Genomic DNA, 25,171 nt, shown 5'->3' with positions numbered 1-25,171 from the left:
CCGTTCCATGCGGCCCGGGCGGACAAAAAGAACAGACACTAGTACGGAGCATAACGATGTCGCGGTTTCGGATGGCGATTCTGGCCCTGGCGGCGGTGAGCGGCGCGACCCTGGCCCTCTCCGGTTTCAGCGGCGGCGCTGCAGCCCAGTCCACGCTGGATTCCTCGGGCAAGCCCGTTTGGGACGAAAGCCACAACCAGCGTCCGACCGCAGCCAGCGACCGCGCGCTGCCGGCCGGCGTGGTGACCCTGCGCACGGCGACCTCCGCCCCCGGCCTGCTCGGCGTCTATGCCGTCAACGGCCTGCCCTTCGACATCGTGCTGAGCCGGGTCGACGCCACCCAGTGCATCAACATCGTGCCGGAGGATTGCGGACTTCTCGGCACCGACATCCGCGTCGCCACCGGGACGGAGGTTCTGGTGCGCAGCGTGCGGCAGGCCGACATGACCCGCACCTATGGCGTCGTCCCGGTCTACAACTGGCGCCCGGCCGTCGTCGCCAAGTAAGCCTGTCGCAATCGCAGGACCGCCGCATGCTCTCGCGGCGGTCCCGCCACCCTCCACTCCCCCGTCTATTTCCTTGACTTCCCGTCACCTGCGGGCTGAATGCCTGGGAGATCAGACGGGTTGCCGGCGATGATGTCCTTGTCCAAGATTATTCTTCTTGCGCTGGTGATCGGCGCGGTCTGGTTCGGCTGGCGCTGGGTCAACCGCGTGCAGGAAATCGGCCGCGCCCGCAACGCCACCCGTCGCCAGGACGCCCCGCCTCAGCACGGACGGCGCGACGGCGCAGCTGGCGGCGCAGCCGCGCGCAGTGCCGGCGCGCCAGCCCCGGCGTTCGAGGCGGAGGACATGGAGAAATGTCCCGAATGCGGCGCCTATGTCGCCCCGCGCTCCGCGGTGTCCTGCGGCCGCCCGGCCTGTCCCTACGGCCGCTGACACGGTCGCCAACGGTGGGAATCGCCCGCCGCCCACCCCCGACACGACGCCGCGGCGGCGCGATCTGCCGCGCTGCGGCTTGATTTGACGGTGGCGCCCGCCTATCGTGCGGCGCGTTTTCAACATTTCTATTGTGGACCGTCCATGGCCTCCCAGATCGGGACTTCCGACGGCGGAAATTCCGCCGACCGCCGCGGCCTGTCGTTCCAGGCCCTGATCCTCAAGCTCCACCAGTTCTGGTCGGAGCAGGGTTGCGTCATCCTGCAGCCCTACGACATGGAGGTCGGCGCCGGCACCTTCCACCCCGCGACTACGCTGCGCGCGCTGGGGCCAGAGGCCTGGAAGGCGGCCTATGTCCAGCCGTCGCGCCGGCCCAAGGACGGCCGCTATGGCGAGAACCCGAACCGCCTGCAGCACTACTACCAGTACCAGGTCATCATGAAGCCCTCGCCGGCCAACGCGCAGGAGCTTTACCTGGACAGCCTGCGCGCCATCGGCATCGACCCGGCGCTGCACGACATCCGCTTCGTCGAGGACGACTGGGAAAGCCCGACGCTGGGCGCCTGGGGCCTGGGCTGGGAAGTGTGGTGCGATGGCATGGAAGTGACGCAGTACACCTATTTCCAGCAGGTCGGCGGCATCGAATGCGACCCGGTCGCGGTCGAGCTGACCTATGGCCTGGAACGCCTCGCCATGTATGTGCAGGGCGTGGAGAATGTCTACGACCTGGACTTCAACGGCCAGGGCGTTAAGTACGGTGACGTCTTCAAGCGTGCCGAGATCGAATACTCGAAGCACAATTTCGAGTTCGCCAACACCGACATGCTGCTCCAGCATTTCAAGGACGCCGAGGCCGAGTGTCAGGCGCTGGTGGCGCAGAACCTTGCGCTGCCCGCCTACGACCAGTGCATCAAGGCGTCGCATCTGTTCAACCTGCTGGACGCCCGCGGCGTGATCAGCGTTGTCGAGCGCGCAGCCTATATCGGCCGCGTGCGCACGCTGGCCAAGGCCTGCTGCGAAGCCTGGACGGGGGCGAAGTAAAGCCATGACCGAACTCCTGATCGAATTCTTCTCCGAAGAAATCCCCGCCCGCATGCAGGCGCGGGCCGCCGACGACCTGAAGCGCCTCGTCACCGACAAGCTGGCGGCGAACGGCCTGACCTTCACGGCCGCCGATGCCCATTCCACCCCGCGCCGTCTGGCGCTGGTGGTCGACGGGCTGCCGGAGCGCACCGCCGACGTGCGCGAGGAGAAGAAGGGTCCGCGCGTCGGCTCGCCGGAGCAGGCGGTCGCCGGCTTCCTGAAGTCGGCCGGGCTCGACAGCCTCGACCAGTGCGAGCAGCGCGACACCGGCAAGGGCGTGTTCTATTTCGCGGTGACCGAGAAGAAGGGCCGCGAGACCGCCGCGGTGCTGGCGGAGATCATCCCCGCCGCCATGGCCGAGCTGCCCTGGCCGAAGTCGATGCGCTGGGGCACCGGCACCGTGCGCTGGGTCCGTCCGCTGCACTCGATCGTCGCCCTGTTCGGCGGACGCGTGCTCGACGGCGGCTATGACATCGGCGGCACCCAGGGCCGCATCGTCTTCGGCAACGGCACTCGCGGCCATCGCTTCCTGGCGCCCGACGCCTTCACGGTGGAGAGCTTCGCCGACTACAAGGAGAAGCTGCGCGCCGCCAAGGTCGTGCTCGGCCGCGAGGAGCGCAAGGCCAAGATCAAGGCCGACGCCGAGACGCTGGCCAAGGCCCAGGGCCTGACCCTGTCGCCCGACGACGCCCTGCTGGAGGAGGTCGCCGGCCTCGTCGAATGGCCGGTCGTGCTGATGGGCAGCATCGACGAGAGCTTCATGGACGTGCCGTCGGAGGTGCTGATCACCTCCATGCGCACCCACCAGAAGTATTTCGCCGTGCTGGACGCCGAGGCCAAGATGGCCCCGCGCTTCATCGTCGTGGCGAACACCGAGACGCTGGACGGCGGCAAGGCCGTGGTCGCCGGCAACGAGCGCGTTCTGCGCGCCCGCCTGTCCGACGCCAAGTTCTTCTGGGACCAGGACCGCAAGACCAAGCTGGAAGCCCGCGTCCCGGCGCTGGAGAAGATCACCTTCCACGCCAAGCTGGGCACGGTGGCCGAAAAGGTCACCCGCGTGCAGCTGCTGGCCGCCGAGATCGCCCGCGCCATCGGTGCCGACAGCGACGCCGCCAGCCGGGCCGCGCTGCTGTGCAAGGCCGATCTGGTGACCGAGGTGGTCGGCGAGTTCCCCGAGGTCCAGGGGATCATGGGCCGCTACTACGCGCTGGGCCAGGGCGAGAGCGCCGACGTCGCCAACGCCATCGCCGACCATTACAAGCCGCTGGGTCCGTCGGACAGCTGCCCGACCGCGCCGGTTTCGGTTTCGGTGGCGCTGGCCGACAAGATCGACACGCTGGTCGGCTTCTTCGCCATCGACGAGAAGCCGACGGGATCGAAGGACCCCTACGCGCTGCGCCGTGCCGCACTGGGCGTGATCCGTCTGGTGCTGGAGAACGGGCTGCGGGTGAAGCTGGGCGACATCTTCGCGGCGGCGCATGGCGCCTACAAGGTCAGCGGCTTCGCCCCGGCCGGCAGCGTCGGCGGCGACCTGATGTCCTTTTTCGCCGACCGCCTGAAGGTGGTGCTGCGCGAGCAGGGCGTCCGTCACGATCTGGTCGATGCCGTGTTCGCCCTCGGCGGCGAGGACGATCTGGTCCGGTTGCTGGCCCGCGTGAAGGCTCTCCAGGCGTTCGTCGGCTCCGACGAGGGTGCCAACCTGTTGGCGGCCTACAAGCGCGCGTCCAACATCGTCCGCATCGAGGAGAAGAAGGACGGTGCGAGTTTCGACCGGCCGGTCGATGCCGCCCTTCTGGCCCAGGACGAGGAAAAGGCGCTGTTCGCGGCGCTGAACGAGGCCTCGGCCACCGCCAAGCCGCAGTTGGATGCCGAGGACTTCACCGGCACCATGGCGGCGCTGGCGAAGCTGCGCGGCCCGGTGGACGCCTTCTTCGAGAAGGTCACGGTGAACGCGGAGGACAAGGACCTGCGCGCCAACCGCCTGCGCCTGCTGACGCAGATCCGCACGACGCTGAACGCGGTGGCCGACTTCTCGAAGATCGAGGGATGATGGAATCGGGGGGCGTTCGCGCCCCCCTTTTTTACAGCCCCGCCAAAGCCCGCCGGATCGCCTCGCGGAAGGCGTCGAGCGACGCGATGTCCAGCAGGAACAGCGCATGACCGCTGGCATCGCCGGCGGCCAGCGCCATGTCGATTCGCACGAACAGCACCGGATCGGTGCCGGACCCGATCACAGCCGCCGGCGCGCCGGCTCCATAGCCCGGAACCGCACCCGACAGCTCGCCGCCGATCAGGTTGGACAGGCTGGCGAGGCAGCCGTTCAGGATGATGTTGCCGATCTCGGTCAGCGCGTCCTGCTCCATCTCGCCCGGCGCCTCGGCGGCGGGATCGACGGGGACGAGGCGGCCGACCAGGGCCAGCGTGCCGCGCTCGGGAAAGATCAGCATCGCTTCGCCGGTGAAGGGACCGGTGAAGGCACCGCGCACCGCGCAGACCGGCTGCTCGCCATCCAGCTCGTCGCCGACCTCGCTGGTGATGCGGGCACGGGTCGAGACTGCGAAGGACGGCACCGACAGATGAACCTCCTCCCCCAGCATGGAACTGAGGCCGGCCGCCGCCTCACCCATGCCGATGTTGAACAGTTCGGCGATGGCGTCGGCCTCGTCGGCGTCGAGACGGAGCGGGTCGTCCGCCGATGGAACCGATCCGGGCTGTCCCATCGCCGTCACTGCCCGGCCGCGGCGAGGAAGTCGCGGATCTTGTCCGAGGTGATCGGCTTGGCGATGAAGCGGACGCCCAGCGCCTCGGCCTTGCGCCTCAGCGTATCCTGGACGTTGGCGGTCAGCAGCCCGATGGGCAGGCCGACGAAACGCTCCTTCAGCCGTTCGGCGAGAGCGAGCCCGTCCATGCCCGGCATGTTGTAATCGACGATGGCGGCGACCGGCGGCACCTCGCCGACGATCTCCAGCCCCTCCTCGCCGCTCGCCGCGGTGACGATGGTCCAGTCGGGCCGCAAGGAGGCGATGACGCTGGAAACCATGTTGCGCGCAAGTCGGCTGTCGTCGACGACGAGGATGCTGGTCATGCCGATACTTCCGTCCTAAAGAGTCCGTTCACACCTTACCGGGTTATTACCGCAAAGCGCTCCTGCCCACAACAGACGCCTCGTATCGGGCCCGACAACTTCAACCGACACAGCCCTGCAATATATCAATGCTCAGTTCCGACAAAGCCGCCTCCGACATGGCTGGCTCCCCCATCCGCTCCCCCGTCCGGGCCGTGCTCGACACCAACATCCTGGTGGCCTATGCGCTGCTGGGAAGCGCTGCTGCCCGGCGCCACGATGCGATCCGCCGGTGCGTGGAGCGGGTGCGTGCCGACCGCGGCCTCGTCGGCAGCAGCGAAACGCTGGCGGAACTGCGGGAGGTGCTGATGCGCCCCACCTTCGACCGCTACGCCGCCGCGGCCGAACGCCGCGCCTTCCTGGAGAGGGTCGGCGAGGAGACGACCTTGGTCGCACCGGCCGCGGTCGGTCGGCTGTGCCGCGATCCGGAGGACGACATGTTCCTGGCCGCCGCCGTCGGCGGCTCGGTTCCCTGGCTGGTGACGGTCGACCGCCAGCTCCTGTCGGTGCGCCAAGCCGGCGCCACACGCGTTCTGCGGCCCGAGCGATTCCTGGAGACGGTGGCCGTCCAGGATGCCCCTCAGGCATAGCCCGACAGAATCCACTCGACAAACCGACCGCGATTTCTAGAATGAAAAGAGAACACATCGCAAACTGCGAGTGAACGGGATTGGCCGCTGCAGCGCTGGCGGCATCGATGGAGCGCAGGGGGCATCTGCAGCGATGAGCGTCCAACGGCTATTGTTCGACGACCTGCCGGAAAGCGAGCCGGTGCGCAAGCCGCGCCGGGCGCGGGCTTCCGCGACGGGCGCCGCCCCCTCGACCATGGCCGCCCAGGTCGCCGTGGACATGGTGCGGGAAGCCGCGCCGCTGCCGCGGGCGGCGGCGATGGCGGCGACCGTCGCGACCCTGCCGCTCGCCCCCCCGGCCCCGCCGCCTCCCCCGCCGGCCTTCGACCCGGCAGCACTGTCCAACGCGGAATTGCGGGCACTGGTGCAGGCGCTGCCCGACCAGCGGCTGGCCCATCTGCTGATCGAGGCGGCGCGCGAACTGAAGCGCCGTGCCGTCCCCGACTCCGGGGATACCGACGGCGAGGACGGAGAGGGTGCTACGGAGCCGAACCCCGCCCTGCTGCGTGCCGCACGTCAGGCGGTGGGAGAGCTTTCGGGCGAGGATTTCTGACACCCCAATCTCACCGCCGGGTGCGTCCCTTCGTCAATAAAGTTTCCGAGACAAACCACACGGCTTTATGTCATGATCGCTTCCAGCCCACGCTTTATATGCCGCATCGCACAATAAAGCGGTATCAAAGCGCCGCCGGGCACGCCGAACCCACATGCGACGTCTCCCGGAGGGAGCTTTGGACTGGATTTCGTGGTTGCAGGAATGGGGGAACGCCTTTTACCCGATGGCCTTTGTCTGGGCCTTTTTTGAAGGTGAAACATTTGTAATCTTCGGCGGGATGGGGGCAAAGCTCGGTATCGTCAATCTTTACTGGCTGGTCGGGTCGGTGTGGGTCGGCAGTTTCCTGGGCGATCAGGTCTGGTTCTGGCTGGGCCGCCGCTGGGGCAAGAAGGCTCTGGCCCGTTTCCCTTCCGCCGATGCCCATGCCTGCCGGGTGCTGGGTTGGCTGGAGAAATACGGCGTCGCCTTCATCCTGGTCTTCCGTTTCCTCTACGGCGTCCGGAACATCGCGTCGGTCGCCATCGGCACCTCTGGGATGCCGTGGTCGCGCTTCCTGTTCTGGAACTTCATCGCCGCCGGCATCTGGGCCTGGAGCTTCGCCGGCGCCGGTTACCTGTTCGGTGAGGCTGCCGCCGCCATCGGCGAGGATGGGCCGAAGATCCTGCTGCTGACCGGCCTTGCCATCGGTGGTCTGTGGCTCGCAATCAAGAGCATCCGCTGGGTCCGCCGCCGCGCGCTTGCCGCGACCAACCCGGCCGAGTAACTCCGCGCCTGAACGGGTTGAGCCTGAGACAGGGCCGGTGCAGGAGGTCATGGACCGCCCGCACCGGCCCTCTTTCGTCAGGCCTCAGGCATCCTGCGTTTCCTGATCCTTCAGCCGCTCCCAGATCTCGCCGAATTCCGCATGGCGGGCGGCGAACAGCGCCAGCAGGCGCGGATCGAAATGAACCTTCGGGTCCAGGCGATCGTCACCGTTCAGCAGGATGTCCACCGTCTTCTCATGGCTGAATGACGGCTTGTAGGGCCGGGCGCTGCGCAGCGCGTCATAGCAGTCGGCAATGGCGACGATGCGGGCGGCGAGGGGAATTTCCTCGCCCTTCATGCCGAACGGATAGCCGGTGCCGGCCCATTGCTCGTGATGGTACAGCGCGATCTCGGCGGCCATCTTCAGCCGGTCCGATGCGACCAGGATGTCGTGGCCATAGACCGGATGGCGCCGCATTTCCGCAAGCTCGCGCTCGTCAAGCCGGCCCCGCTTGTGCAGAACCGCCTGATCGACGCTCATCTTGCCGACATCGTGCAGGGCGGCGGAAAAGCGGATCTCCTGGCAAAAGGCGCGGCTGCAACCGGCCCAGGTCGCCAGCATGTAGGAATATTCGTTGACCCGCAGGATGTGGTTGCCGGTGTCCTCGTCATGCACCTCGGCAGCGCGGGCCAGCAGATTGACCGACACCATGAAGGCCCGCTCCGTCTCCGCCTGGAGTTCGGCGACACGGCGGCGCTCCTTGGTCAGGGCGCGGTTGCGTTCGGTCAGCCGCTCCAGCGTCGCAGCGCGCTCCAGCGCCCGGCCGACGATGTGGTTGACCGGGGCGATCATCTGCTCGTGATCGGGCAGAAAGGCCGGCGGCCCCTCCAGCGGGCGGCGGTTGATCAGCTGCACCACGCCGATGGGCCGGTCACGGAACCCTTTCAACGCGAAGGCCATTATGGACCGGGTGCGGAAGCCGGTGCGCTGGTCGAAGGCGGAGTTGAAGCTGTAAGGCCGGTCGGCCGGAATGGCGTAGGCATCCTCCAGCAGCAGCGTCTCGCCGGTCGCGGCGACATAGCCGACGATGGAGGCCTGGCTGACCGGCACCGAAAACAGGGTCGGCCTGGCGCGGATCACGTCGTTCTGCACACTGACCGCATCGAGATGCCGGTACCGCCCTTGCCCGCGCAGCATGAAGACCGTGCCGGCCTCGGCACCCGTCAGTTCGCGGCACTTGCGCAGCACACGATCGCTGAGCGACCGCAGCGACTGGTTGGGGGCACTTTCGATAAATTCAAGAAATTGGCCGACCAGACCCACAGCGCTCCCCCACCCCGGCGCACGACAATGGCGCTCCGAACAGAGTACCCCATTTGTCGCACCCGGCAGAAGGGGCTTGCAGTTCCGAAAGTCACGCACCGATCACAGGTCACAGCCTGCCCGTCACAGCCCCATCCACCCGCCGGCCCACAGCCAGACCGCCGCAACCGCCATCGACAGCAGCGCCATCGGCACGCCGCAGCGCGCATGCTCGACAAAGCCCAGCTTGACGCCGGCCGCCGCAGCCCGCTCCGCCACGATGATGTTGGCGAGACTGCCCGGCAGCAGCAGGTTTCCGGCCAGGGTCGACAGCAGCGCCAGCCCGTAGAGCGCTCCTTCCGGCGGCGACGGCCAGGCGGCCAGTAGCAGGATCACCGCCGGAACGTTGCCGATGGTGTTGCTGCCTGCCAGCGACAGCGGCAGCATCACCGCCAGCCGGTCGGGAAGCCATCCTGCCGCGCTCAGGTCGTTGACCAGGGCCGTCGGGATGCCGGTCAGCCCTAGCGCATGGTTGATCGCGAAGAGCGCGCCGAACAGCACCAGAAGGTGCCAGTCGACCATGCCCAGCATGTCGCGGCTGGCCATGCGGCGGCTGACCATCATGATGCCGGCGATCAGCAGCACTGCATGTTCCTGCGGGATGTCGCGGGTGAACAGGATCAGCAGGACAAGCGTCGCCGCCACCGCCTTGCCCAACTGCCAGCGGTCGAGCTTCGGCGCCGCCCGCACGGCGTCCCCGTGCCCCTCCTGCGGCATGCCGAAACGGCCGCGCCAGACCAACCAGACGGTCGCATAGGCGATGGCCATGGCCGCCAGCGCCGGGCCGCCGCAGATCGCCAGGAAGCGCCAAAAATCGAGATGCCCGACCTGACCGATCAGGATGTTCTGCGGGTTGCCGATCATCGTCGCCGCCGACCCGGCATTGGCGGCGCCCGCCAGCCCGATCAGGTAGGGCCGCGGGTCCAGCTTGCGCGCCTGGAGGCCCAGGCACAGCATCGGCGTCATGGCGAAGACGACCACATCGTTCGCCAGCACCGCCGACAGCCCGCCGGCGACCAGCACGATCACCGCAAGGAGCCGCGCCGGCGACTTCGCCGCCTGCGCCACCTTCAGCGCGCACCAGTCGTAGAAGCCGCTGCCGGCATATTGCGCCGACAGGATCATCAGACCCAGCAGGATGAAGATCGTCGGGAAATCGATGGCCGACACGGCGGCGGCGGTGTCCAGCGCCCCGGTTGCCAGCAACAGGATCGCTGCGACCAGCGCGATGCCGGTGCGGTCGATGCGCAGGCCGGGAAAGCCACCCAGCGCCATGCCCAGATAGGTGGCGACGAACAGAATCAGGATGGTTGCGGTCATAATGCCCGATGCACAGGGAATGTCAGTCGAGGGAGATGGTGGTTCCCTCGCGCGCGGCAAAGCAATTTGCGAACTCTGCCTTGGCCGCCGCCTCGATCCGTTCCATCGTCGCGTCGTCGTGGTCCGGATCGTGGTGGAACAGGCCCAGCGTCTTCACATGGGCCGCGCGGGCGATCCGCACCGCTTCCATCCAGGTGGAATGGCCCCAGCCGATCCGCTGCCCCCATTCCTCGTCGGTGTAGGTCGAGTCGTAGAGCAGCAGATCCACCCCGTCGACAAGGTTCAGGATGTTGCGGTCGGGGTGGTCGGGCACATGTTCGGTGTCGGTGACGTAGGCGACCGACCGCCCCTGATACTCGATCCGGTAGCCGGTGGCGCCGTCGGGATGGTTCAGCGCCGCGGTGTGGATGCGCACCCCGCCCTCCAGCTTGAAGCTGTGGCCGGGCGGCACCTCAAGGAAGCTCAGGTCACCGCCCATGGTGCGCAGCGGCACCGGGAAGAGTGGCCGTTCCATCTGGCGCGCCATCACCGATTCGATGTCGGGACCGCCGTTGAGATGGCCGGAGATGACGCGAAGAGCGAAGCCCTTGGTGTAGGCCGGCGCGAAGAAGGGAAAGCCGCTGATGTGGTCGAGATGGGTGTGGCTCAGCAACAGCGTGGCGCCGGTCACCCCTTCGGCCAGAAGCTTGCGTCCCAGCATCCGCAGCCCGGTACCGGCGTCGATGATGATCCGCTGCTTGCCGGCCTGCACTTCGACGCAGGAGGTGTTGCCACCGAACCCCAGATGCGAGGCCATTGGGCAGGGAATGGTGCCGCGCACGCCCCAAAAGGTGACTGAAAACCCCATTCCCCGCCTCCAGGCGCGCTCATATGCCGATCCGACCCTTTGGAACGGCGAGTTTAACGCGATTTTCCGGTCTGTACACGACAGAGCATGAACGGCGCAGGGTGCTCGCCGCTCCCCGGCCGGAAAAAGAAACGGGGCCGCCTCGCATGAAGCAGCCCCGTCGACCTCGATCCGTCACCTCGATCAGGCTTGGCCGTTTTCTTTACGACCCGGCCGTCTTACAGCTCGGCGGCCATGTAGGTCGGCAGCCAGCCTTCGTTCGCTTCGCGCAGACGCGTCAGCGAGACGATCTCGCCACCGCGGCCCGACAGCGAGGTGCCGCGGGTTTCGCCCAGCACGGTGACCGGAACCCCGGCGGCCTTGGCCTTCTCCTGCACCGTCGCGGCAACGTCCGGACGGACGGCCAGGACGTAGCGGCCCTGGTCCTCGCCGAACAGCACGCGGACATGCTGGCCGTCGAAGCCGGTCAGGTAAGCGCCGATGCCGCCGGCCAGCGCCATCTCGGCGATGGTGACGATCAGGCCGCCGTCGGCCGCATCGTGGCTCGACACGACCAGACCCTCATGGATCAGGCCGCGGACGAAATCGCCGTTGCGGCGCTCCACCGCCAGATCGACCGGCGGGGGTGCCCCCTCCTCGCGGCCGAGGATCTCGCGCAGGAAGATCGATTGGCCGATGTGGCCCTTCGTCTCGCCCACCGCGAGGATCACGTCGCCCTCGTTCTTGAAGGCGATGCCGACGGCGATCATCGCGTCCGGCATGATGCCGACGCCACCGATGGCCGGGGTCGGCAGGATCGCCTCGCCGTTGGTCTCGTTGTAGAGCGAGACGTTGCCGGACACGACCGGGAAGTCCAGCGCCTTGCAAGCTTCGCCGATGCCCTGAACGGCGCCGACGAACTGGCCCATGATCCGCGGCTTCTCGGGGTTGCCGAAGTTCATGTTGTCGGTGATGGCGAGCGGCAGCGCGCCCACCGCCGACAGGTTGCGCCACGCCTCGGCCACAGCCTGCTTGCCGCCTTCGACCGGGTCGGCGAGGCAGTAGCGCGGGGTGCAGTCGGTGGTGATGGCGACCGCCTTGGTCTGGCCCGGCACACGGACGACCGCGGCGTCGGCCTGACCCGACATGAAGCGGGTGTCGCCGCCGACGAGGCTGTCATACTGCTCCCAGATCCAGCGCTTGGAGGCCAAATCGGGGCAGCCGAACAGCTTGGTCAGCATGTCGCCCAGCTCCTCGGAATAGCCGTCGAACACGCTGTCGGCGACATCCGAAGCCTTCGGCGTCGGCTCCCACGGACGGTTGTACTCGGGTGCGGCGTTGGACACCGGGGCGATCGGCATGTCGCACCAGGTCTCGCCATACATCTTGATGACGAGGTTGCCGGTGTCGGTCAGGTGGCCGATGACGGCGAAGTCCAGCTCCCACTTGTCGAAGATGGCCTTCGCCACCTCCTCGCGGCCGGGCTTCAGGATGATCAGCATGCGCTCCTGGCTTTCGGAGAGCATGATCTCATAGGGCGTCATCGCCTCTTCGCGCATCGGCAGGGTGTCGAGCGTCAGCTCGATGCCCAGACCGCCCTTGCCGGCCATTTCGACCGACGACGAGGTCAGGCCGGCGGCACCCATGTCCTGGATGGCGACGATGGCGTCCGTCTCCATCAGTTCCAGGCAGGCTTCGATCAGCAGCTTCTCGGTGAACGGATCGCCGACCTGCACGGTCGGGCGCTTCTCCTCCGAATCCTCGGTGAACTCGGCCGACGCCATGGTGGCGCCGTGGATGCCGTCGCGGCCGGTCTTGGAGCCGACATAGACGACCGGGTTGCCGATGCCGGCGGCGGCCGAATAGAAGATCCTGTCGGTCTTGGCGACACCCACGGTCATGGCATTGACCAGGATGTTGCCGTTGAAGGCCGGGTGGAAGTTGGTCTCGCCGCCCACGGTCGGCACGCCGACGCAGTTGCCGTAATGGGCGATGCCGGCGACCACGCCCGACACCAGATGGCGGGTCTTGGAATGGTCGGGCGAGCCGAAACGCAGCGCGTTCATGTTGGCGATGGGTCGGGCGCCCATGGTGAACACGTCGCGCAGGATGCCGCCGACGCCCGTCGCCGCGCCCTGGAAGGGCTCGATGTAGGACGGGTGGTTGTGGCTTTCCATCTTGAAGATGACGGCGTCGCCATCGCCGATGTCGACCACGCCGGCATTCTCGCCGGGGCCGCAGATCACCTGCGGGCCGGTGGTCGGCAGCGTCTTCAACCAAACCTTCGACGACTTGTAGGAGCAATGCTCCGACCACATGACCGAAATGATGCCCATCTCGGTGAAGGTCGGGGTGCGGCCCAGGATGTCCAGGGCGTTCTGGTACTCCTCGGCGGACAGGCCGAACTCCTTGGCGAGTTCGACGGTGACCGGACGCTCCTGCGCCTTGGTAGCTTCAGCGCTCACGACAGGGCCTCCACCAGACCTTCGAACATGGGCTTGCCGTCGGTGTTGCCGTGCAGGGCCTCCACCGCGTCCTCGGGGTGCGGCATCAGGCCGAGCACGGTGCGCTTGGCGTTGAAGATGCCGGCGATGTCCGTGACCGAACCGTTGGGATTGCCGCGCGGATCGGCGCGGGCCTCGTCGGCGATGTAGCGGAAGGCCACTTGGCCCTCGCCGTCCAGACGCTTCACCGTTTCGGCGTCGGTCCAATAGTTGCCGTCGCCATGGGCGATCGGGTAACGCACGACCTGACCCTTGGCGTATTTTGCCGTGAAGGGGCTGTCGGTGTTCTCCACACGCAGATGCTGGACGCGGCAAATGAACTTCAGTCCGCCGTTGCGCATCAGCGCGCCGGGCAGCAGACCGGCCTCGGTGATGATCTGAAAGCCGTTGCAGATGCCGAGCACCCGCACGCCCTGATCGGCTCGCGCCTTCACCTCGCGCATGATCGGCGAATGCGCCGCCATGGCGCCGGAGCGCAGGTAATCGCCATAGGAGAAGCCGCCGGGCACGACGATCAGGTCGACCTTGGGCAGTTCGGTGTCGCGGTGCCAGACCAGATGCGGCTTGGTCCCGCTGACGGCCTCCAGCGCGGCGACGGCGTCGCGTTCGCGGTTGGAGCCGGGGAAAACGACGATGGCGGCCTTCATGGGGCGGTCAAAATCCGGCGTCGTGAGGGGGAGGAGTTCGCGCCGGACACTAAAGCCGCCGCCCCGGCAAAGCAAGAGTTGGCCAAAGGGCGGCGGCGTTGTGCGCGGCGCATTACATGCTGGGCGCGTCCTCTTCCGGGTACGCGGTGATGTGATGCAACGACAGGTCGGCGCCCTTGTACTCCTGCTCGGGATCGAGGCGGATGCCGACGGTGACGCGCAGCAGGCCGTAGACCGCCAGGCCCGAGGCCAGACCGAAGCCGGCGCCGCCCAGCGTCCCAACGATCTGGCTTAGGATCGACACGCCGCCCAGGCCGCCCAGCGCCTCCTGCCCGAAGACGCCGGCCAGCAGGCCGCCGGTCAGGCCGCACAGACCGTGCAGCGGCCAGACGCCCAGCACGTCGTCGATCTTCCAGTCGATCTGGCATTTGTTGAAGGCCCAGACGAACAGCAGGCCGGCGATGCCGCCGGTGACCAGCGCGCCCAGCGGATGCATCACGTCGGACCCGGCGCAGACCGCCACCAGACCGGCCAGCGCGCCGTTGTGGACGAAGCCGGGGTCGGTGCGGCTGATGACCAGCGAGGTGACGATGCCGCCGACCATCGCCATCAGCGAGTTCAGCGCCACCAGACCCGTCACGCCGTCCAGCACCTGGGCGCTCATCACGTTGAAGCCGAACCACCCCACGCACAGCACCCAGGCGCCGAGCGCCAGGAAGGGGATGTTCGACGGCGGGATGGCGATCAGCGAACCGTTGGGGCGGTAGCGGCCGCGGCGGTTGCCGAGGTTCAGCACAGCACCCAGCGCCACCCAGCCGCCGAAGGCATGCACCACCACCGATCCGGCGAAGTCATGGAAGGGCTGGCCGAAGGTCGCAGCCATCCAGCCTTGCAGGCCGAAGCGGGTGCCCCACACCGTGCCTTCCAGCAGCGGATAGAACAGCGCGATCAGCGCCAGCGTGGCGCCGGCCTGCGGCCAGAACCTGGCGCGCTCGGCGATGCCGCCCGAGACGATGGCCGGCACCGCGGCGGCGAAGGTCGCCAGGAAGAAGAACTTCACCAGATCGTAGCCATAGGCCGCGAAGCCGCCGCTTCCCTTGCCGACCAGCGTGTGGGCGTCGGCGAAGAAGTCGATGCCGTAGGCCACGGCATAGCCGACGAAGAAATAGGCGATGGTCGACATGGCGAAGTCCGACAGGATCTTCACCAGCGCGTTGACCTGATTCTTGCGCCGGACCGTCCCGACCTCCAGCAGGGCGAAGCCGCAATGCATCGCCAGCACCATCACCGCGCCCATCAGCACGAAAAGGACGTCGCCACCCGTCTTTGCCGCATCCATTTGCACAAACCTTCAGCATTTCGCCCAAAAAAGCGGCAGATTGCTAACAGATCAGGCAGATATGCGCAAGGGCCTAGCTGACGTTTGGACAGGCAGAGTGGCGGAAATGCAGCACAAAAAGCGGGCGAACCCGCGTTGGGTTGCCCGCTGTCTGCGCAAGAACGATGCCAATTGATGAAGAGGTGGGCGGAGATGCCTCCGCCCTAAGCGACGCCTACATGCCGGCGATGGTCATGCCGTCGATGCGCACGGTCGGCGCATCCATGCCGAAGCGCAGTTCCAGGTCGTCGGCCGCCTCCATGTTCAGGAACATGTCCTTGAGGTTGCCGGCAATGGTGATCTCGTTGACGGGATAGGTGATCTGGCCGTTCTCGATCCAGAATCCGCCGGCGCCGCGGCTGTAATCGCCGGTGACGCCATTGACGCCCATGCCCATCAGGTCGGTGACGTAGAAGCCGTCCTTGATCTCCGCCAGCATGTCAGCGCGGCTGCGCTTGCCGGCAGCCATGTAGACGTTGGCGGGAGCCGGGCCGGGCGGGCCGGAGGTGCCGCGGGCGGCGTGGCCGGTGGTCGTCAGGCCGAGCTGCCGGGCGGAGCGCAGGTCGAGCAGCCAGGTGGTCAGCACACCGTCCTCGATCAGCGTGCGCCGCGACACTTCGACGCCCTCGGCATCGAAGGGACGGGAGCGCAGGCCGCGCTTCACATGCGGGTCGTCGACGATGGTGATGGAGGACGCGAAGATCTGCTGCCCCATCCTGTCCTTGAGGAAGCTGGTGCCGCGGGCGATGCTGGGACCGCTGATGGCGCCGGTCAGGTGACCGAGCAGGCCGCGCGACACCCGAGGATCGAAGAACACCGGTACCTTGCAGCTCTTGACCCGGCGCGGGTTCAGGCGGCGGACGGCGCGCTCGCCGGCCTCGCGCCCGATCGCGGCGGGATCGCGCAGGTCGGCGCCATAGACCTTGCTGTCATAATCATAGTCGCGCTCCATCCCGGTGCCGGTGCCGGCCAGGACGGAGGCCGACAAGGACTGCCGCGACACCCCGTAGGTGCCGGCGAAGCCGTTGGAGGCGGCAATCGCGATGGTCGAGCGGCTCCAGCCGGCATCGCCCCCTTCGGAGTTGGTGACGCCCTGGACCGCCAGCGCCGCCTCTTCGGCGATTCGCGCGCGCTCGATCAGCGTTTCCGCCGACGGCTCCTCATCGTCGCAGATGTCGAGGTCGGGCCAGCTGCGGGACAACTGCTCCGGATCGGCGATGCCGGCGAAGCCGTCCTCCGGCACCACGCGGGCCATGGCGATGGCACGCTCGACCAACTCGTCCAGCGCCTTGCCGCTGCGGTCGGTCGAGGAGACGATGGCCTGCCGCTTGCCGACGAACACCCTGAGGCCGAGATCGCCGGATTCGGAGCGCTCAAGCTTCTCGGTCTTGCCCAGCCGGTGGGCGAGGGACACGGACGCGCTGTCGAACAGCACGGCATCGGCGGCATCCGCACCGGCGGCGCGCGCCTTGGCGATCAGGTCGTCCAGCAAATTCAGGACCCCGGAGGACTCCGTCTTGTGCTGGTCGTTCGGCGAAACGGTCATCAGGCTCTCCGGTTGGTCTCCGTCCTGTCTACCAAATGGGACGGCGACGCGGAACGGAGAAGAGGCAAATTGCCCCCTCCCCGCTCCGCACCGCCGTCGAATACCGGTTCTGGTTGCGGATCAGGCCAGTTCGCGACGGTCGGCCGGGGCGCCCAGCGCCGGAACCTTCAGGGCGAAGGCCCCCTCGCCCAGCAGAGACTGCACCACCAGCAGGACCGTCCAGAAGGCCGGGAACTCCCAACCGCCGCCCTGCGCATTGAACACCCAGCCATTGCCGACATGCTGGAGCGTGGCGCCGATCATCAGCGGCAGCAGGGCCAGCGCGATCCAGCGGGTGTAGACACCGGCGATCAGCAGCAGCCCGCCACCGATCTCGCCCAGGATCACGAGATAGGCGAAGAAGCCGGGATAGCCGATGCTCTCGAAATAACCGACGGTGCCGGGAATGGTGAAGGTCAGCACCTTCAGCACAAGGCCGTGCGCCAGGAAAAGCAGGCCGAGGCCGACGCGCAGAAGGAAGGCGGCATAGGGAGCGGTGCGGTTGTCGATCATGGTCAGGGTCTCCTCGATCAGGTGGGCCAGATGGGCCGCGTTTTGTCTGAGGAGGAGATTAGGCCGGATCGGCGTGCGGGATAATCCGCAGAGTTGGCGAAGGTTTGTTGTGCCTCAGGGGACAATGCTGGCGGGCCGCCCTTTCCCTCATTGGGAAAGGGCGGATCGACTGTTTACCCCCGCTTCCAGCTCGTACCCTGCGGACCGTCTTCGAGGATGATGCCCTTGTCGGCCAGCTCCTTGCGGATGCGGTCAGCCTCGGCAAAGTTCTTGGCGGCGCGAGCGGACTTGCGGTCGACGATCAGCTGCTCGACCTCGGCGTCGGTCAACCCTTCGGCCCCACCGGTCGGCGCCCAGCGGAACCATGCTTCCGGATCCTGCTGCAACAGGCCGAGCTGTTGTCCGGCCGCCAGCAGCGCGCCCTTGGCCGCAGCCTTCTCGGCATCGCTCTTGGCCTTGTTCACCGCGGTCGCCAGCTCGTGCAGATGAGCGATGGCGAGCGGGCTGTTCAGGTCGTCCTCCAGCGCCGCCAGCACGTCGAAGGGCAGCTCGGCCGGAATCGCCGCCGGCTCGCCGCGCAGGGCCTGGTACCAGCGGTCGAGCGCACCCTTGGCCTGCCGGATGCCCTCGCGGGTGAAGTCCAGCGGCTGGCGGTAATGGGCACCGAGCAGGGTCAGGCGGATCGCCTCGCCCGGGAACTCGTCCAGCAGGTCGTGCACGGTGAAGAAGTTGCCGAGAGATTTCGACATCTTCTCGCCTTCGACCGTCACGAAGCCGTTGTGGACCCAGGTGCGGGCCAGCCGGTCGGTGCCGTTGGCGCAGCAGCTCTGCGCGATCTCGTTCTCATGGTGCGGGAAGATCAGGTCCAGACCGCCGCCATGGATGTCGAAGGTGGCGCCGAGATGTTCCTTCGCCATGGCGGAGCATTCGATGTGCCAGCCCGGACGGCCGCGGCCCCACGGGCTGTCCCAGCCGGGCTGGTCGGGGCTGCTCGGCTTCCACAGCACGAAGTCGGAGCTGTCGCGCTTGTAGGGCGCCACCTCGACCCGCGCACCGGCGATCATGTCCTCCAGCGAGCGGCGGGACAGCTGGCCATAGCTCGGCATCGACGGCACGGAAAACAGCACATGCCCTTCCGCGGCATAGGCGTTGCCGCGCTCGATCAGCGTGGCGATCAGCGCGATCATCTGGCCGATATGCTGGGTCGCCCGCGGCTCGATGGTCGGGCGCAGCGCGTTCAGCGCGTCCATGTCGGCATGGAACAGGTCGGTGGTGCGCGCGGTCAACGCATCGATCGGCTCGCCGCTGTCCCGCGCCCGGTCGATGATCTTGTCGTCCACATCGGTGATGTTGCGGACATAGGTCACCGCCGGATAGAGCCGCGACAGCAGCCGGAACAGCAGGTCGAACACCACCACCGGCCGGGCGTTGCCGATATGGGCCGTGTCGTAGACGGTCGGACCACAGACATACATGCCGACATGGTCCGGGCGAAGCGGCTCGAAGCGCTCCTTACGGCGGGTCAGCGTGTTGTAGAGGTCCAACGGCACGGTCCGAACTCCTGGATGAAGAAAGGTTCAGGCGGTTTCGCCGGCCAGACGCCGGAGGCTGCGCGCCCGTCCGATCAGGGGTAGCAGGTTCTTCAATTCCGGTCCATGGTCGCGCCCGGTCAGCGCGCGGCGCAGAGGAAGGAACAGCTCCTTGCCCTTGCGGCCCGTTGCACCCTTCACCGCGTTGGTCCAGGCGCCCCAGGTGCCGAGGTCCCACGGCTCGTCGGGCAGCAGCGCCGCCGCCTGGGCCAGGAAAGCGGCATCCTCCACCAGCGGCGTCACCGGCGCATGGGTCACCGCCCACCAGTCCTGCGCGTCGCTCAGCCGGGCCAGATTGGGCCGCACCGCGTCCCAGAAAGCGGCGTCGGCGCCGGCCAGGCCCAGCGCCTCCAGCCGGGCGGCCACCGCCTCGAACGGCGTCAGGTGCAGGATGCGGGCATTCAACCGGCCCAGCTCATCCGGATCGAACTTCGGCGTGCCGCGGGCGATCTTCGACAGGTCGAACTCCGCCACCAGCTCGTCCAGCGTCAGCCGCGCCTCGATGGGATCGGAGGTGCCGAGCTTCGCCAGCAGGCTGTTGACCGCCATCGGCTCGATGCCGTCTTCGTCGCGCAGGCTGCCGACCGACAGGCTGCCCAGCCGCTTCGACAGCCCCTGCCCGCCGGCATCGGTCAGCAGCGGCAGATGGGCGAAGGTCGGCACCACGGCACCGAGCGCCTCGCCCAGGGCTTCGAAAATCTGAATCTGCACCGCGGTGTTGGCGACATGGTCCTCGCCGCGGATGATGTGGGTGATGGCGAAGTCGGCATCGTCGACCACGCTGGTCAGCGTGTAGAGCGGCCGCCCGTCCTCGCGGATCAGCACCGGATCGCTCAGCGCCGTGCCCTCGAACCGCACCGGCCCGCGGACGAGATCTGTCCATTCCACCGGAGTCGGGTTCAGCTTGAAGCGCCAATGGGCCTTCCGCCCCTCCCCTTCCAGCCGGGCGCGGTCCTCGTCGGTCAGGCGCAGCGCGGTGCGGTCGTAGATCGGCGGACGGCCCTGCGACACCAGACTGGCGCGCTTGAGGTTCAGTTCCTCCGGCGTCTCGTAGCAGGGATAGAGCCGACCGGCGGCCTTCAACGCCGATGCCGCTTCGTCATAGCGCGGATAGCGGTCGCTTTCGCGGGCGAAACGATCCCAGATCAAGCCCAGCCAGGTCAGGTCAGCAGCGATGGCGTCGGCGAATTCCTGGGTGGAGCGCTCCTCGTCGGTGTCGTCAAGCCGGAACATGAAGCTTCCGCCGGTCTTGCGCGCAAACAGCCAGTTCACAAGCGCAAGGCGCACATTGCCGACATGGATGCGGCCGGTCGGGCTGGGGGCGAAACGGACGGCGGTGGACATGGCAGGACTCGGGTTGCAGACGGGACAGGCGGGCAGTCCTAGCACGGCGGGCGCGCCTTCCGAAAGCGGTCCGCGACCGATGCATCCGCGCAACAGGTCGGGCATTGCGTCGGTTGCCACGGTAGGCGTGGGAAACGGGCTGCGTTAGCTTGGCGGCAAATCCAATCTCGGAGACATCCTATGGCGGACAAGAGCTTGCGCATCGGCGTCGTGCTGTCGGGCTGCGGCGTGTATGACGGCGCGGAAATCCACGAGGCGGTCTGCACCCTGCTGACCATCGCCAGGGTGGGCGCGGTGGCGGTGTGCTACGCCCCCGACATTCCGCAGGCCCATGTCGTCAACCACCTGACCGGCCAGGAGACCGGCGAAAGCCGCAACGTGCTGGTCGAATCGGCACGAATCGCCCGCGGCAAGATCACCGCGCTCAGCGAGTTCTCGGCCGGCGACGTCGATGCGCTGATCTTCCCCGGCGGATTCGGCGCTGCCAAGAACCTCAGCGACTTCGCCTTCAAGGGGGCCGACTGCTCGGTCAACCCGCAGGTGGTGGCCGCCGTCGCCGCCATGCGTGCGGCCGGCAAGCCGATCGGCGCGCTGTGCATCGCACCGGCCATCCTCGCCAAGATCCTGGGCCAGCAGGGGGTGGAATTGACCGTCGGCAACGATCCCGGCACCGTCGCCGCCCTGGAAGCGATGGGGGCGGTCCATCGCACCGCCACCCATGGCGAGATTGTGGTCGATCCGGGGCTGAAGGTGGTCACCTCACCCTGCTATATGCTGGACGCCACTCTGGCCCAGATCGCCGAGGGAGCGGAGAATACTGTCAAGGCTCTGGTCGATCTGGCGAAGTAAGCAAGACAAACGCACGACGAAGGGGGTAGCGATACCTCCTTTTTCACGCGCAATGTCACAAAGCTGGGCAATAATTCATTAACCGCCTTCCCACACCCTTTGCCTCGGTTTCTTTTTTCCAGGCGAGGGCTGGCGATGACCTGCATTGTGGGATTGGTGGACGGCGACCGGGTGTGGATGGGCGGCGACAGCGCCGGGGTGAACGGGCTGGACATCACCGTCCGTGCCGACACCAAGGTGTTCCGCAACGGCGACAGCCTGATCGGCTTCACCAGTTCCTTCCGCATGGGCCAGCTGTTGCATTACCGGCTGGAGGTCCCATCCCGCGACCATGACGCCGACCTGTTCCGCTACATGGTCGTCGACTTCGTCGATGCCGTCCGCAACTGCCTGAAGGACGGCGGTTACGCCCACCGCTCCAACGACGTGGAGACGGGCGGCACCTTCATGGTCGGGCTGGAAGGCCGTCTCTTCACCGTGCAGTCCGACTATCAGGTCGGCGAGGCGGTGCGCGGCTACCACGCCATCGGCTGCGGGTCGGATTATGCGTTGGGTTCGCTCGCCTCCACCGCCGGCCAGCCGCCGGAAGAGCGCGTGCTGAAGGCCCTGGAATGCGCAGAGCTGTTCAACGGCGGCGTCCGTGCGCCCTTCACCATCCAGTCCAGCCTGCGCCGCCCGCAACTGGCGCTGACCGAAGCCGCGTAACCGTACGTCCCCGAACCTGATCTTCGACCAAAGTCGCAAGCAAGGGCAAAGGCTGCACTCTGGTCATCCAAAGCATCGTGGCGTATGAACCCTTGTCTTGCTGCACTGCAGGACAGGGAATAACCACAAAAACTTTGGGTGATGGAGATGACGGATCAAGCGGTTACCGCCGATGCTTATCTTGTTGAAGACGCGAACCCGGCCGGGTTGTTGAGCAACTGGGGAAATTCGCCCTTCTTCGTCTTTCCCGCCATGCTGCTGATCTTCATCATGCCGCTGGCGATCATCTTCCATCCGACCTGGGTGGTTCTGCCGGCCGTGCTGTGGACCTTCGGCATGATCGCCACGATCATCAAGCTGACACGCGGCTGACCCCTGCACGACATCGGGATGGGGGCGAAGGGGACCGCTGCTCCCCCTTCACCCCGCCCGCTTTACATCAGATCGGTGAAGCCGCCGGCAATCGGAAAGCACCGCAACCGCGCCGCCCGCCGGCGCGACACCTGCGGACCCGGTGGAGCCCTGCGGCGGCCCGCTTCCGCCTGAACCACCAATCGCCAGACCGCCGTCACCGTCTCCGCGCCATGACCGCGCGCCATGAGGCCGGCCGGCGCCATCCCCTCATCGACAAGAGCGGCGAGCAGATCGTCCAATGCCTCCGCCGGCGGTAGCCCAGCCGGGGTTTCGGCCTTCATCCGGCGCGTCAGCACCCGCTCCGGCACCACCAGCCCGGCCGGCCCGCGCGATGCCGCCGGCTGGTTGCCGTTGCGCCAGCGCGCCAGTTCCAGCACCGCCGTCTTCGGCACGTCGGCCAGCACGGCATAGCCACAACCCGTCTCCTCCGGCGCAAGGCCGAGCAACCGGTCGGTGCGGTCCACGCTCGACAGCAGCAAGGCGCCCATCCGCTCCGCCAACGCCGCCAGAGTCGCGGCACGCAGGCGGGAATGCATGCGGTCGACCGCCACGGCCGGATCGCGGCCGGCAAAGGCGGGTGCCAGCAGCGAGTCGGCGGCCTTCAGCAGCGGCGCCAGCGCGACATTGTCGAGGCGGCAACCCAGCAAGTCCACGATCTCCGCCGCGTCATCCAGGCTGTCGGCCAAGGCACCGGCAAACTCCGCCTCTGGACTGCCCGGCAGGGGTGCCCTGACCGCCAGGACCCGCTCCGGCCCCAGCGCATCGACGGCGATGGCAGCGACAAGCGCCGAGTCCAGACCGCCGGTCAGACCGACCGCCACCCCCGGCGCGCCGGATTTCGTTACGGCATCGTGCAGACCCAGCACCAGCGCGCCATAGAGCGCCTCGACTCCTTCAGCCGGAGCAATCGTTTCGGCCTCGGAACTGTCCCAGCCATCATCGTCTCCGCGTTCCCACCGGGTCAGCAGAAGATGTTCGGCGAACAGCGGAGCCTGGGCGACCAGCCGCCCGCCGGGGGCGAGCGCGAAGCTGCCGCCATCGAACACCCGCTCGTCCTGCCCGCCGATCAGGTTCACGACGGCCAGCGGCAACCCGGATTCCACCACCCGCGCGACGCCGACCTGGACCCGCTCATCGGCGCGGCCAGGAGCGAAAGGACTTGCCAGCATGGCGACCAGCAGCTCGGCACCGCTTTCCACCAGCGTTTCCGCAACGTCGCCGGTGGCCAGGTCGCCGCCGACCAGCAGGCCGATCCGTACCCCGCGAACATTCACCGGGCCCGGCATCGGACCGCTATCGAAACGATCTTCCTCCGGCCCACCGATTTCACCGGAATCCGTTACGGCTTGGAAACGAACCGCAGCGATTGTCCCGCCATCGAGCAACAGCGCGGCATTGTGACGCTTCGATCCGTCGCGCCACAGACCCCCAGGCACCGAATCCCCACGCCAGGGAACGCCGACCAGCAGGGCCGGCCCGCCGTCGGCCGTGTCCTCCGCCAGCGCCTGCACCGTTGCCTCCACCGCGTCGAGGAAGGCGGGAAGTGCAGCCAGATCCAGCAACGGGGCACCGGACAGGCCGGCTGCGGGGCAGACGACCAGATCGGCACCGCGCGCCGCGGCCTCAGCCCTCGCGGCACGGAGTCGGTCGGCATTCGCGGCGAGGTTGCCGGCGGCGGGATTGATCTGGGCGAGGGCTATGGACAGGCGGTCGGTCATGATGGCTGGCTCCCTTCTTCCGGGTCCTTTGGCGACAAGGGTAGCAGCCCCTTCTCCTTGGTGAAAGCCGCGGCTCGTCGCAGCTCATCACGCAGGCGGAACAAGTGGCGGCAAGTTATCGGATGAAGTTTCACAGTCGCCGACACTTAGTAAGGAAACGAATTTGTTTCAATCATTGAAAGAAATCCATGAAATTAACAAACGGTAAAGGTTGCCGGCGTCATGCTTCCGCTTGCACACAAACAACGCGATGCGGGGGCATCCATGTACTACGCGGAGCTCAGCGGCCCGAGCGGCAAACCGTCGGTGCTGTCCACGGCTGTGCAGAACGGTTCGTCAAAGACGACCGGCACGGTGAAGGACGCGCTGGCCAAATCGGACGCGAAAACGGTGGACGGCGACACGGCAGACAAGAAGTCCCAGTCGCCGGCCTACACCATCAGCCAGTCGATGGAATCGCTGCTGGACAGCATGACCGGCAAGAGCGGCGCCCAGGCTGCTGGCGGGGCTGCGGGCGGGGGTAGCGCCCTGGCATCCGGCAGCGGCGTGGACCGTGCCAAGCAGGCCCAGTCGCTGATGCAGTCGGCACTGGATCACGGCAAGGGCCTGGCCGGCATGTTCGGCAAGGGCATCGACGCCCTGAAGCAGGGGCTCGGCGACACGCTGAGTGCGCTCGGCGTTCCGCAGAACCGGATCGACGACGCGGTGAAGGGCTTCGGCGACGGGCTGAAGTCCAAGCTGGACGGCATGAACCTCAGCGACCTGTCGGTGGACATGCAGGCCACCCAGTCCCAATGGTCGATCGAGTCGCACGGGATCGACCTGGAAATCCAGGACGGCGACCGCAGCGTCAAGATCTCCTTCGCGAAATCGACCCTGGACTTCCGCCGCGACGACCAGCGCCTGCAGGCCTCCCTGGGCAAGGGCGGCGACATGGCGCTCAGCGCCACCGGCATGACCACCACCGCCACCGGCAAGTCGACCGGCATGATCGTGCGCTCCGACGGCTTCAGCGAGGATGAGATCAAGGACATCCTCGGCAAGCTGAACGACATGGCCGCCAAAGGCGGCGGCGGCGACGGGATGAAGGGGCTGGCGGTGCTGAAACCGACCACCTCCAAGGACGGCGTCACCCACCTGACGCTCGACCTGTCCAATCCGATCGCAGGGCTGTCGGCCGGGAAGAGCGGGACGGCGGCCACCGCCGCGACGCCAGCGAAGTCGCAGAGCGTCGATCTGACCGCCTGAGGCGGCCCGATGCAGTCTCCGACGCGTTCATTGTCACAGCGCCGGCCCGGATCCGTCCGGACCGGCGCTTGCCCATGAGTGATGGCTTCTTTAC

24 protein-coding genes are annotated in these 25,171 nt (G+C 67.3%); 11 read left to right on the top strand and 13 right to left on the bottom strand.

Annotated elements, in window-relative coordinates; all coding sequences use genetic code 11:
• Positions 1–56 precede the first annotated feature (56 nt).
• From CRT60_RS25050 to glyS, 4 genes are all read left to right on the top strand, one after another.
• A complete protein-coding gene (locus CRT60_RS25050) occupies positions 57–506 on the top strand; it encodes a hypothetical protein (RefSeq protein ID WP_098739262.1) in 450 nt (149 codons plus the stop codon).
• Positions 507–638: 132 nt separating this feature from the next.
• On the top strand, positions 639–938 hold the full coding sequence (locus tag CRT60_RS25045; RefSeq protein WP_244592926.1) for a hypothetical protein: 300 nt from the start codon (positions 639–641) through the stop codon (positions 936–938).
• Positions 939–1,082: 144 nt separating this feature from the next.
• The gene (locus CRT60_RS25040; RefSeq protein ID WP_098739260.1) at positions 1,083–1,979 is read left to right on the top strand and encodes a glycine--tRNA ligase subunit alpha; all 897 of its coding nucleotides are present in this window, start codon (positions 1,083–1,085) and stop codon (positions 1,977–1,979) included.
• 4 nt (positions 1,980–1,983) lie between these two features.
• Positions 1,984–4,071 carry a glycine--tRNA ligase subunit beta gene (glyS, locus tag CRT60_RS25035; protein WP_098739259.1) on the top strand — a complete coding sequence of 696 codons (2,088 nt, stop codon included), beginning with the start codon at positions 1,984–1,986 and terminating at the stop codon, positions 4,069–4,071.
• A gap of 31 nt (positions 4,072–4,102) precedes the next feature.
• Here the strand turns inward: glyS and CRT60_RS25030 are convergent, their stop codons facing one another.
• A complete protein-coding gene (locus tag CRT60_RS25030) occupies positions 4,103–4,741 on the bottom strand; it encodes a chemotaxis protein CheC (RefSeq protein ID WP_098741020.1) in 639 nt (212 codons plus the stop codon).
• Positions 4,742–4,746: 5 nt separating this feature from the next.
• Complete coding sequence (locus CRT60_RS25025; RefSeq protein WP_098739258.1) at positions 4,747–5,106, bottom strand: response regulator; 360 nt, start codon at positions 5,104–5,106, stop codon at positions 4,747–4,749.
• A 158-nt stretch (positions 5,107–5,264) separates the two neighbouring features.
• Here CRT60_RS25025 and CRT60_RS25020 point away from each other — a divergent pair, with 158 nt between their 5' ends.
• The 3 genes from CRT60_RS25020 to CRT60_RS25010 all read left to right on the top strand — a co-directional run bounded on the left by CRT60_RS25020 (position 5,265) and on the right by CRT60_RS25010 (position 7,093).
• Positions 5,265–5,735, top strand: a complete 471-nt coding sequence (locus CRT60_RS25020; protein ID WP_098741019.1) for a putative toxin-antitoxin system toxin component, PIN family — start codon at positions 5,265–5,267, stop codon at positions 5,733–5,735.
• 133 nt (positions 5,736–5,868) lie between these two features.
• The gene (locus tag CRT60_RS25015) at positions 5,869–6,327 is read left to right on the top strand and encodes a hypothetical protein (protein ID WP_098739257.1); all 459 of its coding nucleotides are present in this window, start codon (positions 5,869–5,871) and stop codon (positions 6,325–6,327) included.
• A gap of 154 nt (positions 6,328–6,481) precedes the next feature.
• Complete coding sequence (locus CRT60_RS25010; protein ID WP_098739256.1) at positions 6,482–7,093, top strand: DedA family protein; 612 nt, start codon at positions 6,482–6,484, stop codon at positions 7,091–7,093.
• Between the two features lie 84 nt (positions 7,094–7,177).
• Here the strand turns inward: CRT60_RS25010 and CRT60_RS25005 are convergent, their stop codons facing one another.
• From CRT60_RS25005 to gltX, 10 genes are all read right to left on the bottom strand, one after another.
• A complete protein-coding gene (locus tag CRT60_RS25005; protein WP_244592741.1) occupies positions 7,178–8,398 on the bottom strand; it encodes an HD-GYP domain-containing protein in 1,221 nt (406 codons plus the stop codon).
• A gap of 123 nt (positions 8,399–8,521) precedes the next feature.
• Positions 8,522–9,757 (bottom strand): SLC13 family permease, encoded by a 1,236-nt coding sequence (locus CRT60_RS25000; RefSeq protein ID WP_098739255.1) that lies wholly within the window; start codon positions 9,755–9,757, stop codon positions 8,522–8,524.
• 22 nt (positions 9,758–9,779) lie between these two features.
• Positions 9,780–10,604 carry an MBL fold metallo-hydrolase gene (locus tag CRT60_RS24995; RefSeq protein ID WP_098739254.1) on the bottom strand — a complete coding sequence of 275 codons (825 nt, stop codon included), beginning with the start codon at positions 10,602–10,604 and terminating at the stop codon, positions 9,780–9,782.
• A gap of 218 nt (positions 10,605–10,822) precedes the next feature.
• Positions 10,823–13,048 (bottom strand): phosphoribosylformylglycinamidine synthase subunit PurL, encoded by a 2,226-nt coding sequence (purL, locus tag CRT60_RS24990; protein ID WP_098739253.1) that lies wholly within the window; start codon positions 13,046–13,048, stop codon positions 10,823–10,825.
• Positions 13,045–13,734, bottom strand: coding sequence for a phosphoribosylformylglycinamidine synthase subunit PurQ (purQ, locus tag CRT60_RS24985; RefSeq protein WP_098739252.1), 690 nt, complete (start codon positions 13,732–13,734; stop codon positions 13,045–13,047). Before purQ ends, purL begins: the two co-directional genes overlap by 4 nt.
• A gap of 112 nt (positions 13,735–13,846) precedes the next feature.
• Complete coding sequence (locus CRT60_RS24980; RefSeq protein ID WP_098739251.1) at positions 13,847–15,073, bottom strand: ammonium transporter; 1,227 nt, start codon at positions 15,071–15,073, stop codon at positions 13,847–13,849.
• A gap of 214 nt (positions 15,074–15,287) precedes the next feature.
• Positions 15,288–16,658, bottom strand: a complete 1,371-nt coding sequence (locus tag CRT60_RS24975) for a TldD/PmbA family protein (RefSeq protein ID WP_098739250.1) — start codon at positions 16,656–16,658, stop codon at positions 15,288–15,290.
• Positions 16,659–16,778: 120 nt separating this feature from the next.
• On the bottom strand, positions 16,779–17,210 hold the full coding sequence (locus CRT60_RS24970; protein WP_098739249.1) for a DoxX family protein: 432 nt from the start codon (positions 17,208–17,210) through the stop codon (positions 16,779–16,781).
• A 173-nt stretch (positions 17,211–17,383) separates the two neighbouring features.
• Positions 17,384–18,760: a cysteine--tRNA ligase gene (gene cysS, locus CRT60_RS24965; RefSeq protein ID WP_098739248.1), complete on the bottom strand. Its 1,377-nt coding sequence runs from the start codon at positions 18,758–18,760 to the stop codon at positions 17,384–17,386.
• Positions 18,761–18,787: 27 nt separating this feature from the next.
• Positions 18,788–20,143 (bottom strand): glutamate--tRNA ligase, encoded by a 1,356-nt coding sequence (gene gltX / locus CRT60_RS24960; protein ID WP_098739247.1) that lies wholly within the window; start codon positions 20,141–20,143, stop codon positions 18,788–18,790.
• 180 nt (positions 20,144–20,323) lie between these two features.
• On the opposite strand from gltX, the gene elbB reads away from it, so the two are divergent.
• From elbB to CRT60_RS24945, 3 genes are all read left to right on the top strand, one after another.
• Entirely contained in the window at positions 20,324–20,992 is a 669-nt protein-coding gene (elbB, locus tag CRT60_RS24955) for an isoprenoid biosynthesis glyoxalase ElbB (protein WP_098739246.1), read from the top strand.
• 135 nt (positions 20,993–21,127) lie between these two features.
• Positions 21,128–21,697: a hypothetical protein gene (locus CRT60_RS24950; protein ID WP_098739245.1), complete on the top strand. Its 570-nt coding sequence runs from the start codon at positions 21,128–21,130 to the stop codon at positions 21,695–21,697.
• 141 nt (positions 21,698–21,838) lie between these two features.
• The gene (locus CRT60_RS24945; protein ID WP_098739244.1) at positions 21,839–22,069 is read left to right on the top strand and encodes a hypothetical protein; all 231 of its coding nucleotides are present in this window, start codon (positions 21,839–21,841) and stop codon (positions 22,067–22,069) included.
• 62 nt (positions 22,070–22,131) lie between these two features.
• Here the strand turns inward: CRT60_RS24945 and nadE are convergent, their stop codons facing one another.
• Positions 22,132–23,829 carry an NAD(+) synthase gene (gene nadE, locus CRT60_RS24940; protein ID WP_098739243.1) on the bottom strand — a complete coding sequence of 566 codons (1,698 nt, stop codon included), beginning with the start codon at positions 23,827–23,829 and terminating at the stop codon, positions 22,132–22,134.
• Between the two features lie 264 nt (positions 23,830–24,093).
• Between nadE and CRT60_RS24935 the strand changes: the two genes are divergently transcribed.
• Positions 24,094–25,077, top strand: a complete 984-nt coding sequence (locus tag CRT60_RS24935; protein WP_244592740.1) for a hypothetical protein — start codon at positions 24,094–24,096, stop codon at positions 25,075–25,077.
• The last annotated feature ends 94 nt before the right edge of the window (positions 25,078–25,171 follow it).

This window comes from Azospirillum palustre, assembly GCF_002573965.1.
Lineage (GTDB): Bacteria > Pseudomonadota > Alphaproteobacteria > Azospirillales > Azospirillaceae > Azospirillum > Azospirillum palustre.
The sequence above is the reverse complement of the archived record's forward strand: the minus strand, read 5'-3'. Positions and strand labels throughout refer to the sequence as shown.